This is a genomic window from Bacillus sp. B4EP4a (genome assembly GCF_006680105.1).
Taxonomy (GTDB): Bacteria; Bacillota; Bacilli; order Bacillales; family DSM-1321; genus Peribacillus; species Peribacillus simplex_E.
This window is the reverse complement of sequence record NZ_VHIK01000020.1, coordinates 68,851-84,562: the sequence shown is the minus strand read 5'-3', so window position 1 is coordinate 84,562 and position 15,712 is coordinate 68,851. Positions and strand designations below refer to the sequence as shown.

Annotated in this window: 11 protein-coding genes; 1 reads left to right on the top strand and 10 read right to left on the bottom strand. The window is 41.0% G+C overall.

What is annotated here, in order from left to right; all coding sequences use genetic code 11:
• Positions 1 to 254: 254 nt before the first annotated feature.
• From essA to FNK51_RS11695, 7 genes are all read right to left on the bottom strand, one after another.
• Complete coding sequence (gene essA, locus FNK51_RS11725) at positions 255 to 737, bottom strand: type VII secretion protein EssA (protein ID WP_141993424.1); 483 nt, start codon at positions 735 to 737, stop codon at positions 255 to 257.
• Positions 724 to 3,651 (bottom strand): type VII secretion protein EsaA, encoded by a 2,928-nt coding sequence (gene esaA / locus FNK51_RS11720; RefSeq protein WP_141993423.1) that lies wholly within the window; start codon positions 3,649 to 3,651, stop codon positions 724 to 726. The genes essA and esaA overlap by 14 nt, the downstream gene beginning before the upstream one ends.
• A complete protein-coding gene (gene essC, locus FNK51_RS11715; RefSeq protein ID WP_141993422.1) occupies positions 3,644 to 8,125 on the bottom strand; it encodes a type VII secretion protein EssC in 4,482 nt (1,493 codons plus the stop codon). The genes esaA and essC overlap by 8 nt, the downstream gene beginning before the upstream one ends.
• Positions 8,126 to 8,155: 30 nt before the next feature.
• Entirely contained in the window at positions 8,156 to 9,505 is a 1,350-nt protein-coding gene (gene essB / locus FNK51_RS11710) for a type VII secretion protein EssB (protein ID WP_141993421.1), read from the bottom strand.
• Positions 9,506 to 9,576: 71 nt separating this feature from the next.
• Positions 9,577 to 9,816 carry an ESX secretion system protein YukD gene (gene yukD, locus FNK51_RS11705; protein ID WP_053537134.1) on the bottom strand — a complete coding sequence of 80 codons (240 nt, stop codon included), beginning with the start codon at positions 9,814 to 9,816 and terminating at the stop codon, positions 9,577 to 9,579.
• 96 nt (positions 9,817 to 9,912) lie between these two features.
• Positions 9,913 to 10,203, bottom strand: a complete 291-nt coding sequence (locus FNK51_RS11700) for a WXG100 family type VII secretion target (RefSeq protein ID WP_034306171.1) — start codon at positions 10,201 to 10,203, stop codon at positions 9,913 to 9,915.
• Between the two features lie 595 nt (positions 10,204 to 10,798).
• On the bottom strand, positions 10,799 to 11,713 hold the full coding sequence (locus FNK51_RS11695) for a nucleoside hydrolase (RefSeq protein WP_141993420.1): 915 nt from the start codon (positions 11,711 to 11,713) through the stop codon (positions 10,799 to 10,801).
• A gap of 380 nt (positions 11,714 to 12,093) precedes the next feature.
• On the opposite strand from FNK51_RS11695, the gene FNK51_RS11690 reads away from it, so the two are divergent.
• The gene (locus FNK51_RS11690) at positions 12,094 to 12,276 is read left to right on the top strand and encodes a hypothetical protein (RefSeq protein WP_098373529.1); all 183 of its coding nucleotides are present in this window, start codon (positions 12,094 to 12,096) and stop codon (positions 12,274 to 12,276) included.
• Between the two features lie 382 nt (positions 12,277 to 12,658).
• On the opposite strand, the gene cuyA is transcribed toward FNK51_RS11690, so the two are convergent.
• From cuyA to FNK51_RS11675, 3 genes are all read right to left on the bottom strand, one after another.
• Positions 12,659 to 13,651 (bottom strand): D-cysteate sulfo-lyase, encoded by a 993-nt coding sequence (gene cuyA, locus FNK51_RS11685; RefSeq protein WP_141993419.1) that lies wholly within the window; start codon positions 13,649 to 13,651, stop codon positions 12,659 to 12,661.
• 92 nt (positions 13,652 to 13,743) lie between these two features.
• A complete protein-coding gene (locus FNK51_RS11680; RefSeq protein ID WP_098373527.1) occupies positions 13,744 to 14,121 on the bottom strand; it encodes a RidA family protein in 378 nt (125 codons plus the stop codon).
• Positions 14,122 to 14,217: 96 nt separating this feature from the next.
• A complete protein-coding gene (locus tag FNK51_RS11675) occupies positions 14,218 to 15,696 on the bottom strand; it encodes an amino acid permease (RefSeq protein ID WP_098373526.1) in 1,479 nt (492 codons plus the stop codon).
• Positions 15,697 to 15,712 lie beyond the last annotated feature (16 nt).

The following is a 15,712-nucleotide window of genomic DNA, read 5'->3' as shown; positions in this document are numbered from 1 at the left end:
TCCTTTTTCCGCACCTTTCATCAGGTCAATGAAGCCACGCCCTTCCGATCTGTACATTTTAAGGAAACTTCCTTTCCGTCTTGTTTATGCTAAAATGAATGCAATCCACTCATAAGATATAAGAGGTACTGATCATGTATAAAAAATTCTTCATTTTGATCTTCGCAGCCGCCCTTCTTCTAGGGATTATTAAAACCGTTATGGAAATGTAGCAAAACAGCCCGATTCCTGATCTTTTAGGAATCGGGCTGTTTTCATTTTCGTTTAACATCACCATTCAGCTTCCCCATTTTCGGGATAAGGATAAAAAACAAACAAACGACCAAAAGTGCCAAAACGATGCCGAGCAATATCGTCAGGTCAAAATTAAGGGAAGGCTCTGTTTCTTCTTCGCTTCTCGTTCGAATGGCCACTTCCGAGAATAACCCAAGCTGTTCTGATTTTGAAGCAATGGTATTATTCTGATTCTCCGTTACAGGAGACAGAAACAGTGAGTCCTTCACCGAGTCAACGGCATCATATTTCCCTCTTTCAAAAGTGAGGTCCTTTTGTTCTTCAGGCAGTTTCCGCTTCTGTTCCAACAATCCTTCTTCATGGAAATACTCCGTTTGAATATCAATATCCTTTTCTTGATATTCATTGGGCTCCACCATGGGTTCCTCTTCCGCCCCGCCATTAGGTGCATGGCTAAAAAACAGGATGAGCAAGACAGGCATTACGTATTTATTCCACTTCATGGGCCATTGCTCTTCTTTCTGTAAGACGCTTCACTATATATGGAATGATCGTTGCAATAAGCGTCAGCACAATCAAGATGATACTAGCCGGAATGAATGCCGACTGATTACCGAATTGAATGGACATGTATACGTCCGCAACCAGGTGGTCTACATTGAAATTTGGCATGATTAAATCCAATAATGGAATGGTAAAGAAACTGATCAAACCAATCACCAGGATAGCACCGACAAACGGCCCAATCGAGAAGGCAAGTCGGGTAAACGCTGAACAGAAGAATAAAAGCAGGACGGTGAAAACGGTCCATTTAATCTCCTGCATATCTCCCAGCGGATAGATCTTCAAACCATACATGCTGATGATTAAACCTACGATCAGGTTCAATAAGGTAAACAAGGCCGCATGGACCATCATTGGGATGGTTTCATAATGATGCAGGAAGAAACCGATCAATAACCCAGAAATGAGTATGATCACCAACATGACGATCGGCGGGATATTAACCTTTTCCTGATGAAGGACTTCCCCGCTGATTTGTACGGGATTCGCTAAATATTCGTACACATACCCGTTCTGCTGATCATCGACTAGAGTGTTGTTCAAGACACTATATACGTCCGTCTTGATTCTTTCGGTTGAGTCTACATTTTGGGACCAATTGTCATTAAGCTGATCGGCCCTTTCCTGTACTGACCCCACTTTCGCTTGCAGGTCCGCTGTATCCTTCGTGACCGTGTCCTGTCGTTCCGCTACTGAATTGACAAGTTCGGAAATGAAGCCGACAGTTGTTGCCGTATTGTCTTGAAGTGATACAAACATTTCTCCATCAAGATTAACTGGAGGTTCGGCTTCCACTTCAGGAACTTCTATATGATCTGACAAATTGGAAGACACTTCTTGAGCATTCCCGGTAATTGCCGCTAATTCAGCTAAAGTGGCTTTCTGCCCCGTTTCAACGTTAGCATCATATTCTTTCATATAACCCTTAATGGAATCTGAGAACATGCCGAAGTTCTCATTGACTCCTGCTAAGCTGGCTTTAACAAGTTTCGCTTCTTCATCTACGTTTCCGGAAACCCCATTTTTCAAGTTTTCCAATTCTTTTATATTGGCTGCAAATACCTTATCTACATTTGCTTCCGTGACTCTTTCAGCCAATTCACCATAAGATGAGAGAGAACCGTAATAGGCAAGGAGGGTAGTTGAATCCCGGTTGGAGATAGGATTCTCAAAGGCCCTCACCAGCACCGCTCGCCTTTCTCCCCCCACTTTTTCAAGAAGTGACCGTTCGAGAGTCTTGATTTCTGCGATGGCCTCATCGATTGTCATACTCTGGATGTCCTGTAATTTTTGAATATCTTCCTGTGACTTTTTCCATTGGTCACCTAAATCCTTATAATTCGTGCCGAGTTCATTATAATCAGCTTGTAATTGCGTAAACTGCGCCAGCAGATCATTATATGAATCTACCAGCGTATTAAACTCAGTTATCATTTGGTTATAATTTCCTGTCCTGCCGTTTACCGTTCCGCTGAGATTATTGATTTCCGTTTGGAGTTCTGCTGTAAGGATGTTGATTTGTTCAGCAGCACCTTCACTTCCTTCTGCCGGCACCAAACTTTGAAGTGCCGTGTTGATCCCATTGATTTGATCCAGCAGTACCTGTAGCGACAGTTCATCAATCGGGTCCTTCTTTTCAGGTGCAGCAACCGATTCACCTTTGCCCGTTTCCGTTTCAATATCTTCTATAGGCGCCGTTCCTTCACCAATAACCCCCCCATCACCAGAGCTGCTTGCAAGATTTCCTCTTTGCACAAGCAAAGTAGACTGAAGGTTATCAAGACCCGCCTCTTCAGATTGTTTCAATTGTTCAATCGAGCTTTGTTGATCTTGGGTGATTTTCGTAATTTGTTCTACTTGTTTGTCTTTCATGCTTGTTGAAAATTGTTCCAATTCATTACTGCTGGAATCGAGTTTCTGCTGCATGATTCCAACATTCTCACTAATGCCTTGATCATTAAGGCTGTATTTCGTATTCATCCCTTGCTGAATCTCCGGTAACGACTGGTTCCCCTCATTCAGCACCTTGTCATAAGATTGAACACTCTCGTTGACAAGTTGCTGATTCTGAGCCGAAGCCTTCTCAAAAAGAATACTTTGAGATTTTTGATATTCCTCAAAAGAAACTACATCTTCTACAAAGGAAGCCATTTGAGTCTTGGTGTTGCCTATTTCATCCATTGTTTCATTACTCGTTTTGCCAGCATCCTTCGTTTGGGCAAAGACTCCTTCAAGCATTTCCTTATGCTGCTTGATTTCGCCGGCGAGGCTTTCCGAGCTTGGAGTATAAAACTCATACATCGTGTTTTGAAAAGCGATTTCTTTAGCAAGGACATTATCGAACTTCTTACGGATGTCCTCGACCGATTGGGAAACATAGCTCCAATACTGTGTTGAAATATGCTTATTCATTTTACTCTTTGTCTTCTCTAATTCCTTTTGTACCTTTTCCATATTCTCTGCATTCAAACTAGGTTGCACCTTGTACTTTATCCCCGCCTTGACAGGCTGTTCATCATCGAACGTATAAATATTCTCTGAAAAATCGGATGGGAAATATATAACTGCATCATACTTTTCATTTGCAAGTCCACTTTCCGCCGTACTTCTATTAACCACAAACCACTCATATTCAGAATCCTTGTCCAATGTAGTAACAAGCTCTGAGCCCACGAAAATAGGATTATTATTAAATTCAGTGCCATTATCTTCATTTACAATGGCAATTTCACGAGAAGCCGTTTCTGTCTTTTTCATTGGATTTTGGCCAATATAAGAAAAAAACAAGATTGGCAGCGCTAATATCACCAGTATTTTACCGATTAATAGCATCGGTTTTATTTTTTCAGACACTCTCTTGCACTCTCCTTCTTTCTTCACTTAGTGGTATTTGGATTTTACTCTCCTGGCCATTCAGCACAAAGTATCCGTAACCCGGCTGTATTTCTTCTTCTTTTCTGGAATAGGAGAGGGTATACAAGCTTTGGTCCGATTTTTTAAGAAGCAAAACAGCCTGTCTGACTTGTTTCAGTTCGGTTGTCAAAGAATCATACCCCTTCGTGAAGTCGTTGGCATTTCCAGCGACAATCAGACTAAAGCCGAGATGGCTGTACTGTTTCATCAAACCGCTGATCCTATCCTGAATCCTGCCGTCTATCGTCTGCTGGATCCTTGAAATGCTATCTATGACAAACATGATCGGCGGGAATTCCAGTTGCTTCATCGATTTCATTTCCAATGCCGCTAGATAACTTCGTTCACGTTCTTCAAATATTTCAGTGATATGATCGAGCCATTCGATTATCTGATCTTTTGTTTCCACATAGCTCACCTTCTCCTCTAAAGCATAAGAAGATAGGCCACGGTCAACTCCGTCAAATAAACCAATTTCCCCAATTGCCTGTGTAAGCAACGATTCCAAGAGCACTTTAATGACATTCGTTTTCCCTTTACGTGACTGTCCTACGACAAGCAGGAATGGATTGGAATTCAACTCCACGAAAACAGGTGCAACACTTTCCTCTGAAAGCCCGATTGGAATGGAATCCTTCTTAATGGCTTGTGAGCAATAACGCTTGAAGCTGCTGGAATCAAGATGTGCCGGTAACATCGGAATCGCCGGCGGTTTGGCTGTTTGCTTATATTTAACCTTATGTTCTGCCACAGCTTGTTTCATTTCTTCTAAAACGGCTATATCATCCGCACCATCGGCTGGTAAATAAACCTGCGTGAGATAGGTTTGGTCCTTTTTCACCAACGCCCTACCCGGAACAGGTTCATTTTCATAAGGGGTTCTCCCCAAAACAGAATATTGTTCCGAACTGTCCATTAAGTAATGGACGACCTTCGTCTTAAGACTATTCATTAACGGCTGGCGAATCGCATTGATTCTCGTTGCCGTTAAAATCATGAATATACCAAGTGACTGTCCATCACGTGCAAACTGAACGAATTGCGCTTCCTGGTCTTGCATCTCATCCTTCACTAAGTCAAAATTATCGACCACGATATAAATAATCGGCAATTTATCTTCCACTAATGCATTATAAAGCTTTATGTTACTAAGCTCCTTTTCTGAAAAAAGCTGCTTACGCCTTTCCATTTCCGCCTTCATGAATAACATGAATTTTTCAATTTTCCTTAGCTCATCGAACCTAAAGTATTCCCCTGTATGAGGCAGCTGCCGCATTGGCAATAGAGCGCTATTCCCGAAATCGAAAATATAATAATGCAGCTCTTTTGGACTGAATTGATCTGCAAAACTAAAGAGAAGTGTCAAAACGGTGGTTGACTTGCCGTATCCGGAAGAACCAAAAACCCCAACATTCCCGTCTTCAATCCAGTTATATTCATAATTTGTCTGGCTCTGCAATTCGGGCTCATCCTTCATTCCCAAGTGGAATTGATTGCTCGTCAAGCTTCTTTCAGTGTTTCTCGATAAACGATCTGAAAGAGGCGGCAGCCACGGGCTTGCCAACTTCTTAATCTCCAATTTTTCCTGTGTCGCCACAATTCGATCTGCCACGGCTTCAATTTCACTAATCTTTTCTTTCCTCTTATTAGTGATCTGTTCCGATACATTTGAGATTTGAACAAGGCCGAGGTCTGTAACAAGTGCCACTTCATCCTCAGATCCAACCGTATCCTCTAAATATGGTGCACCGCTCCACGCAGACTGGAACAATTCATAAACCTCGTTATTTCCTACCTGCAAATATCCCCGTCCGGTGACAGTAATATTTGCCGCATCGCTATTTTTAAGAATTTCCTTACTATCATTGGCATCCTGCACTTTCAAGGAAATTTTAAAACGGGCATTACTCCAAATCTGGTTATCAATTACACCGCCTGGCTTTTGTGTAGCAAGAATTAAATGAACTCCCAAGCTCCGTCCAATACGCGCCGTACTCACTAATTCACGGATGAAATCTGGTTCTTCGTTTTTAAGTTCCGCAAACTCATCTGATATCAAAAATAAATGCGGTAACGGTTCATCCGCTTTGCCTTCTTTGTATAAGTCCGTGTAATCATTGATATGATTGACTTCGTATCGATCAAACATGCGCTGGCGTTTCTTCAATTCACTATTGATGGAGGCTAGTGCCCTGGCACTGAAGTTCTTGCTTCCCTCAATATTCGTAATGACTCCGAGCAGATGTGGAATCTGCCTGAATGGCTGTGCCATTCCCCCACCTTTATAATCAATGAGCAAAAAGGCAACTTCATGTGGATGATAATGAACGGCTAATGATAGGATGTAGGTTTGCAGTAATTCACTCTTCCCCGAACCTGTCGTTCCAGCAACCAATCCATGGGGGCCATGCGCCTTTTCATGCAAGTTCAATTCAACCCTATCCGTTTTCCCTTTCAATCCAATGGGAACTGCCAAGGATTTGGAAGACTGATTGGTCCGCCAGTTCTGGCTAATAGGCAGATCTTCCACTTCACGTACTTTCAATAATTCCAGAAATGATACCGTTTCCGGTATGGAATTGTTCATGCCTTTTTGATGATCTAGTGAGCGCAGCGTACGTGCATAACGCTCATTCCCTTCTTTTGAATGGGCATCAAGCTTAAAAGGAGTATGTACGGCCTTCGTTTGCTGGATGAGAATTTCACCTTCAAGATCATTTATATACTTCACAAGCGTATGGACATTTTCAGTCAAACTTTCTTTTGCATCCGCTGCAAAAATCGTCGAGATACCTAAATCGTCTGTTTTACCTTCTAAATATTCCAATATGACATGCTCCGCAATTAAATTACGATCCGTGACAATAAAGACAAAGTGGGGAGTAAATCTCACTTTCCCTTTGTTCTCATCCAAATCTCTTTCCCTCAATAGCTGATAAATCGAGGTCAGTAGCTGGTCACGTGATTGCTCATTATATATAAAGCCTTTTGCATAGGCATGCGGCAATTGAAAATGAGGGAGCCATTTCATCCATTCCCATTCTTGGTAATCCTTTTCCGGAAAAATGGCCACAAATCGAACATCATGATAACTATGAAAAAAGGCCAGTTGCCCAATCAGTTGTTGCAGCTCCCGTTTAACAATCGATTCCTTTCCGACCAGGCCCATCGATCCGCTTGATAAATCGATGGATAACGGAAGATCATCCAGGTTTTTGTATACATCCACAAGTTCTTGCGACTGCTCAAGTAAATCATCTATATCCCGATTGGACATATCGCTACTATTTACCGATACCTCATAACTTGAGGGTATGGTCGCCGTTCCGATCTTAAAGTGCAGGGCATCTTCACTTTCCAAAGTCCGCTCCCATATACGGTCGCTGATACTATCAGTTAGAAGCTTCATCCTTTCAAAGGAAGGGTAATGATAGGACAGCACATCCTTTTGTTTTTCAGACAGCTCTTGCAACTCTTCCCTCTTCTGCTCTAAATACCTGGTATATACACGTTGACGTTTTTCTTCTCTGAATTTTTGCTTCTTTTTGTCTTTAAAGTATTGTACCGTCGAAGTAACTAAAGTCGTTGTGAACATCACAATCGATATGATGATGAAAATGCCCCGAGGCTGAATCATCGTGATGACCCCCATGACGATTAACATCATTAAAGGCGGCATAAGGATTAGCCATAACCCTCTATTATTATCTTCCGATTCCTGGCTCGGAAAAGATATCGTCACTTTCTCATCCGGCAATTCGTAGATCATCCTTGGTGTCCTGCGATATTGGGGATAGTTTTTTTTCATTTCAGAGATCGGCTTCTTCATTTTAGATAAAGAAGTTTCATAACTCTCGGCACAGTGGATCATCAATAAGTCGCCTTCAACCAACCTCAGCGCCATATTCGGCCAGCAAATCAGATCACCATTTTGAATGGGAACAGCCTTCGCCACCCTTTCACCATTCAGGAATATCGTGCTATTTTCCTTAGGCATGAGAAGCCATTGCCCTTTATGAAGCAAAAAGGAAAATCCATTGCCGGAAACTGGTCCTTCTTTACGGATAGTCGCTCCCGCCTTGGCCGATAAAGTGATTTCTTTCAAATTGCCTATATAATAGAGGCTTTCTTCCAATTCCCCTGCTGTATAAAAAATCTCGACCGTTTCTTCTCCTTCATGAAAGGTGAAGCTTTGGAATGGCTTTACATCGCCAAGCTTCTTGTCCTCTCTAAACACCTCATATCCATCAAGTCCTTCATGTTTTTTCAGCTTGATGGGACCATGTTCAAAGGGAATGGAATAAACCGTGATCGTATCCTGTTTTGATGGCCCAATCGTAATTGGACCGTTATGATCATCCTTGATCGTATAGGATTGGTAGGTTTCCTTAGAATAAATCCATAATAAACTCATTAAATCTCACCTCCGCAAAAGGCCCATTGCTCACTCTTTGCTTTTCTCTTTTTCTTCAGATGATTTATTGGAGGAATCCTTACTTTCCTCTTTCCCCTCAGAAGCAGATTCCTTTTCCGCTTCTTCTTTTACAGCAGGTTTTGCTTCCGCTGCGCCTTTATCCTCTATATTCGCCTCTGTTGAAGGCTGGTTCTGATCTTGCTGTTCCTCCAATTGCTTTTGCAATTCCTTTAGTTCCTTTTCATATTCGGACAACTCAGTATCGATTTCTTTAATTTGCGTTTCCTTTTCTTCCCCAGAAAGGTTATCGTCCAACTTGATTTGTTCTTTCTGATTTAACAGACCATATGTAATTAATTCGCGATCCTCCATGATTCTCGCCAAATCGATCGCGTCCTCGTTCATGCCCCTGCCTATATAGATCCAATATAGGAGATACTGGCTATCGGTCTGCAACGTGATTGCATTTTCCACATTTTTCCTAGCTACTCCCTCCAACGGTTCATAGGTGACGTAGGACTTCGCCAGTTCATACTGAACGACATACGGCATTTTTTTCGGATCATAGTTTTCCAAACGGTCAATGACTTCACTATATTTTTGTTTTAAGAAGCTTTCACCGCTTTCTACATACGCCTCCTGCTTAGGTTGGGAGAAGAATAGTGTGTAAATCGCGAACAACAGCAGTGGCACTAGAACGATAACCGTACCCCAAAGTATATAACGGCCCGTTTTCCATTTCTTTTCAGGGATATGCACAAATGCTTTTTCTTCCTTCTCTAAAGCTTCTATCCGAGTTTGAATGAGAGTGGAAAGTTCATCCCAAGTCCCCGATTCCAATATACTTTGTGATTCGTTCGATAGTTTTAATGTTTTATGGTAAAGCAAATACTCTTCGAATGTATACTGCCCATCCACAAGTGCCGAAATCGTTGCCTTCGTTTCTTTAAATAGCTCATCTTGATCATGCTCATAAGGAGGCAAACTGTCTTTTACGCCATAATGCAGGAAATATGGGGCCAAGCCTGAATCAAAAACGATATTTTCCGGACAGACGACTAGTTGCAGGCGACTCAATTCATGATTCCTGATTTTCTTCAAGATTTGATAAGACGATAACCATCTACTTAACGGATTTTTTTCTTTAGCTTTGGAAAAAACAAAAAAAGAGGCTGGTGGATTTACTCTGATCTGCACCTCGTCCTCTGTCACTTCTATATGTTTCTGGAGAGTATCATCCGCTTCATGAATAAGCTGTAATTCCAGTGGGTCTTGCATCGATAATTTTGCCCGTTGGAAAACTAACAAATGCCCATTATCATCCTTCATCATTGCAGCTTCTGTTTTTTTCTCCAGATATGAGGATTTTTTCTCATCCATTTTATGTAACTCCTTTACCCCTGCTAAAGGGCTTTAGACTTTTTTCCTATAAAGAGTCCACACTTAATCCATTAGAGGATCTCAAGGCGGTCCCCCGTCGTAATTCCGCTATCAAGCAGGGTTTCATAACCTGAACATACGAACTCTTTATTCTGGACCCGCACCCAATAGCCTTCTTTAGGTGCACTGGCAATATCCTTTACCTGCCATATTATTTCCACAACCTTCTTGATGGATCGGTAATTCGACACTTGCAAATCAAACACTTCCCCTGTATACCTGTTTAAATCGATCGTCAGTTGAATATATATGGAAACCACCTCTTTTAAAGCAAAAAAACACCACGATCTTCATAAAGAGTCGCGGCGCTTTTTCCTAGAAAATTCTTTATCTCATTGACCTAATGATTATCCGCGAATTTGACTAGCAATCTGATTATCTGTGTCTTCAAGGATTTGAGCTGATTTATTCAATTGTTGAGAAACTTCATTCAACAAACGAGCCATATCCATGAATGAAGGCTTTAATTCTTCGTACTGACCTACGAAAGCCTCACTGGAAGAACCTTCCCAAATACCAGTTAAATGATCTCTCATTCTATCTAAACGACCAATCATATCCGTTACTTGTTGGCTCTCATTATCATATTGTCTAGCTACATCTTTCAGTTCTGAAGGTGTTACACGAATTTGTGACATAGAAAAAATCCTCCTTTTATCTTATATAGTACATTTTAATAGAACCATACATTTTCTGCCATATAAATAAGCGCAAAGTCGAAAAATGGTAAATTATGATTATGCAAAAAAACCTAAATATGGCATTATGAAAGTCTATGTACCTGTTTTCTCAAATATTTAAACCCTTTTTTTAATTAATTTTTAACTTTTTACTTTTTCATGGTAAAAAAAGTTCCTTATACCCAATATTTCTGAACCATTATCGAATAATATGGTTTACACCATAATAATAGTGACTTTAGACTTTCTTTTCTAGGAAATTAATCAAACGTTTGATTAAAGTCTGAAAATCAAACGTTTCCATACTGTTCGCCTTTTTAATTGATCGATCCCAAATCATTCAAAATGGACATCCGAATGAACGGGGGACCTTTTTTGCAAAGATATATTGTCCTGACTCCCTTTTTCGGCCAACCACTCACTTCAGCTACAGCAGGAATACGTCATATAGCGAGAATCGGTATATCCAACAGAAACAGGCCATCTCTTCCCAAAGGTTTTTGGAAAAGTGATGGCCTTTATACTTAATACATGATTCAATTACGTTGCTTAATCAAATAACCCGTTCCAAAAAATGTTTCAAAAACCGATCATTTTCCACATTCGTACAGACGCGGATTCTAGGTTCGCCATCCTCTTGACCAATTGTCCTGCCTGTTTCTTCACCCTCGGTCACCACCTTGACGTTCATCCATTCTGTATTCACAAAACTTGAATCAATCGCAACCCCGACAGCAAGCGGATCGTGAAGGGCGCAACCGCCCAAACCTGGATGGGAGTTTTCATATGCTTTCATATAATAATCGGTCATTTCCGCTAAAAATTTGGCGCTTTCCTTACCAGTGGCACGCCAATCATCAAGCTTCGATTTCAACAGATATGTTTGGAGTGTCACATCAAGCCCCACTAGGGTGATTGGCAGTCCTGAAGCAAATACCTGATCAGCTGCTTCAGGATCTGATATTATGTTCGCTTCAGCATAGGGCGTTACATTTCCTGGTACGTTTACGGCACCGCCCATAATAATGACCTCTTTTACTAAGGACATGATCGTTGGGGCTTTTTTAATCGCCAATGCGATGTTAGTCAGTGGTCCAACTGCAATAATCGTAATTTCATGCGGTCGGCTTTTCACTTGATCGATAATGAAATCTGCTGCATTTCCTTGTGATGCTTTGATGGTTGGTTCAAACTGAAGAGTATTTCCTAACCCGTCTTCCCCATGAACATGCTTCGGATATTTCTTCTTCCTTCCGCGCACCAAAGTTTGGTCAGCACCTTCAAAAACCGGAATACGCCTGTTTAATTTCTCCAAAACGGCAAGTGTATTGCGGGTCGATTCAACAACGGGCACGTTACCAAAGCAAGTGGTGAATCCGAGCACTTCCAATTCCGGGGAATTTAAAGCATATGCCATCGCCATGGCATCATCAATCCCAGTATCAACATCGAATATGATTGGTTTCAATATTTCCACACCTTCCAAAATCACTTTTTGAGAGCTTTTTCAATAGAGAAATAACAAATTGATTGCCTTCACTTTTCTCTTTCTTATGTATCATGAAACACTGTTTTCCAACTGAATTTTAACATTCAACGATAGGCAGTTCCACAGAAAGTTAGGAATACTCTTAATTTGCAAACAAATGACAATGCCAGCTGCTTCTTGTATCTACCAGTAATAATAGTTGACCGCTCATAAATATCAATGATATAAAAAGTGAAAAGAAGAAGTTGTATCTTAGTAGTGACCAATCCTTTTCAACTTTGTCAAAGCTATTACGTCTACTACAAAAGCAGTTATGAATACACGCGTTACGAATTTATGATATCCAAGGTGGAAAAAGGATGAAAATGTTTAAGTTGATTGAAGATGTTCCTTCTGCGTATAAAAAAGGAACAAAATTCTTTTTAATATCACATTCAGAATTCATTGGCGTGAAAAGTTATGTATTACTGGCTGAAGATTTGAAAGGAAAGATCGAAGTAACGGAAGAGGAATTGAGGAGTAAATTCGTTTCCATACATTGATTTAAAAAGCTCCATTTGGTTAAGCTGGAAGCTGCTTAGCCAAATGGAGCTTTTCCTTTCCAAGTCGCTGGGATTGAACCGGCGACTGAAAAAAACTGAATATGAGGAAGGAAAGGACATGTACATTATGGTGAATGTTTTCTTAAAAACTATGATTCTAATGAGGCGGAAATTTTCATCATATTCTATCCCACAGCAGGAGAAAGCATTGTTAAAGTCTGTACCAAATCAGATGAAGTTCATTCATATACTATTTGGTATGGCTTCATGGGGCTGATTCTATATATCTCTTTCAAATAAATGCATCTTAGAATCAGAAGCTCCTTTGCCTTCTATTTTATTGTTTTTTTGATTCACACTATCGCCATATAATAATCAAATTTCAATTAAAGAGAGAAGTATTGGCGTATAACGATGAAGCTCCACCAGAGTGAACAAATAGAATGTTATCCTCAGGCTTAAGGGTGCCTTTTTGTATTAAATCGATGAGTCCCGCTGCCGCTTTACCCGTATATACCGGATCCAGCAAAATCCCTTCCGTTCTTGCCATTAGCTTGACTGCTTCCACCATTTCAGGTGTAGGCAAAGCATAACCCGGTCCGACATACTCATCAAAGCACGTAACAGCCTCACGAGGAATTGAATTTGAAATGCCGATGTGTGCTAAAGTTTCTTTAACTAGCTGATAAACTTTCTCTTCTTGTTCAGCTTTTCCTCTGCTTACGTTTATTCCAATTACTGATATTCCACTTTGGTTTCCATGAAATCCGGCCACCAAACCAGCATGCATTCCACCGCTTCCACTTACACAAATAACAGCTTTCAAATCAATTCCTTGGTCAAAGGACTGTGCCAAGATCTCCTGTGCGCAAGCAACATATCCCGTTGCACCAATGACATTCGATCCCCCAACCGGAATGATGTACGGGCTATGTCCATTCTCTGTTACCTCTTTAGCCACTTTCTGCATTTCTTGCATTAAGTCCGCCCCATTAGGCACTACTTTGATTTGTTCAGCGCCCAATAAATGATAGAGAAAATAGTTACCATTAAAATCTGGTTCAGAATTTGCAAGACCTTCTTCCAACACAAGAATGCACTTCATTTTCTCTTTAACCGCTGCCGCTAATGTTAAACGGCAATGATTTGATTGAATGCCTCCACATGTAATTAACGTATCCGCCCCTTTATCCAATGCATCGGCAACAAGGAATTCCAGTTTTCTTGTTTTATTTCCCCCAGCCGTCAGACCAAGCATATCGTCTCGTTTAAGATAAATAGAAGGACCACCAAGAACTTCGGAAAAATGATGTAATTTCTCAATGGGTGTATCTGTTGGTGTATATCGCTGTCTAGGAAATTGTGCTAAATTCATTTTTAAAACTCCTCCTGATATTTCTGTTTAAGACTAGCCATATTACATTAAAGAAAATTGAATATCAATCTTCCCTTTTCAATTATATATAATTAAATAATAGCCACCGCTTCTATTTCAATAAAAGCATCTTTAGGTAAACGAGCAACTTCAACCGCACTTCTTGCCGGATAATTATCAGGGAAAAACTCTCCATATACTTGATTCATCACGGCAAAGTGATTCATATCACTTAAAAAAACCGTTGTTTTTATTACCTGCTGTAAGCTTGATCCCGCCGCTTCTATAACTTTCTTAAGATTCTCCAATGACACCCTTGTTTGCTCCTCAATATTATCAGGCATTTCTCCAGTTTCAGTCTGAATTGGAAGCTGCCCTGAAGTATACACTACATTCCCTGCCTTAATTCCTTGTGAATAAGGACCGATCGCCTTGGGAGCTTCATTGGTTATGATTGTTTCTTTTATCATATAAACCACCTCTTTTTTTTGTAATCCTATTAAAAAACGGAATTGAATTTAATTCCCTTTAAATAAAACGCTTACATTCAACACAAGCCTTCCCTCTTATTCTTTGCGCTCAAAATCACACTCCATTAGCGGCACCATTTTTGTTTTCTTAATGATTTTATACCCAAGCCAGAGAAGCAAGAAAATAGGAAGACCTATATACGTCGCTATAATTTCTGCCCAGCTAATTTGATCTCCGTAAAAAAGAGTCTGTCCAAAAATGAAAACCACAAAAAATAACAGCGTGATAACTGGGCCCAGCGGGTACCATTTGGCTTTAAACGGCAATTCATTTAGATCTCTGCCTTGGGCTACATAGGCCTTACGGAAGCGGTAATGACTAACGGCAATCCCGAACCATTTGATAAATCCGGTAAGGGCTGAAGCATTTACCAACCAAATAAAAACTGAACCATTTCCAAAAAGGGAAGCCAAAAAAGAGGCAAGTCCTATAAAAGCAGTTGTACAAAGGGCCCACATGGGAATTCCCCTCCTGTTAAGCCTTGCAAAGACCCGTGGTGCCTTTCCTTCTTTCGCCAGTGCCCATAGCATACGTGAAGAAGCATACATTGCTGAATTCGCTGCGGATAAAACAGATGTAAGAAGCACCGCATTCATGACGGAAGCAGCTAATGCCAACCCAGCTCTCTGAAGAACAAGAGTGAAGGGGCTGATAGATACATTTTGAACGCCTGATTTAAGCAGGTTTGGATCCGTATAAGGGATAATCAAACCGATAACAAAGATCGTCAGCACGTAGAAAATAAGGATTCGCCAGAAGATTGACCGAATCGCTTTCGGTACGTTTTTCGATGGATTTTCGGTTTCACCTGCTGCCGTCGCAATCACCTCAGTTCCCTGGAACGCAAAGCCCGCGATGAGCACTACACTAAAGATAGATACAAGCCCGCCATGGAAAGGAGCATCTCCTTGGGTAAAGTTACTGAACCCGACCGCATGTCCTCCCATAATTCCAAAAATCATGGCAACCCCAATAACGAGAAATACGATGATCGAGATGACCTTAATGCCGGCAAACCAGTATTCACTTTCCCCATATGCCTTGACTGATAAAACATTTAAGATTAGCAACAAACCCAGAAATAGTGCACTCCACAATATAGAAGGTGAGTCTGGAAACCAATACTTCATAATAAGAGTAGAGGCCACCAAATCTGCAGGAACCGTTATCGCGGTTGTATACCAATAGTTCCAACCTAACGCAAAGCCTAACGCAGGATCAATATACTTTGAGGCATAGATGTCAAAGGCCCCCGGGACCGGTAAGAAGGCCGATAGCTCTCCTAAACTATTCATGACAAAATAGACCATGATTCCTACCAGAATGTATGCAGCAAGCGCTCCCCCCGGCCCCGCAGTGCTAATCGTCGATCCGCTGGATACAAACAATCCAGTTCCAATAGCGCCACCTATAGCCATCATCGTTAAATGCCTGGATTGCAGCTTCCTTTGTAATGATCCTTTTGTATTTCGCTCTTCTAGGGTGTTACTAATCTCTGCTTCTAATTTCCCCATAGAGTATCCCCCTTTT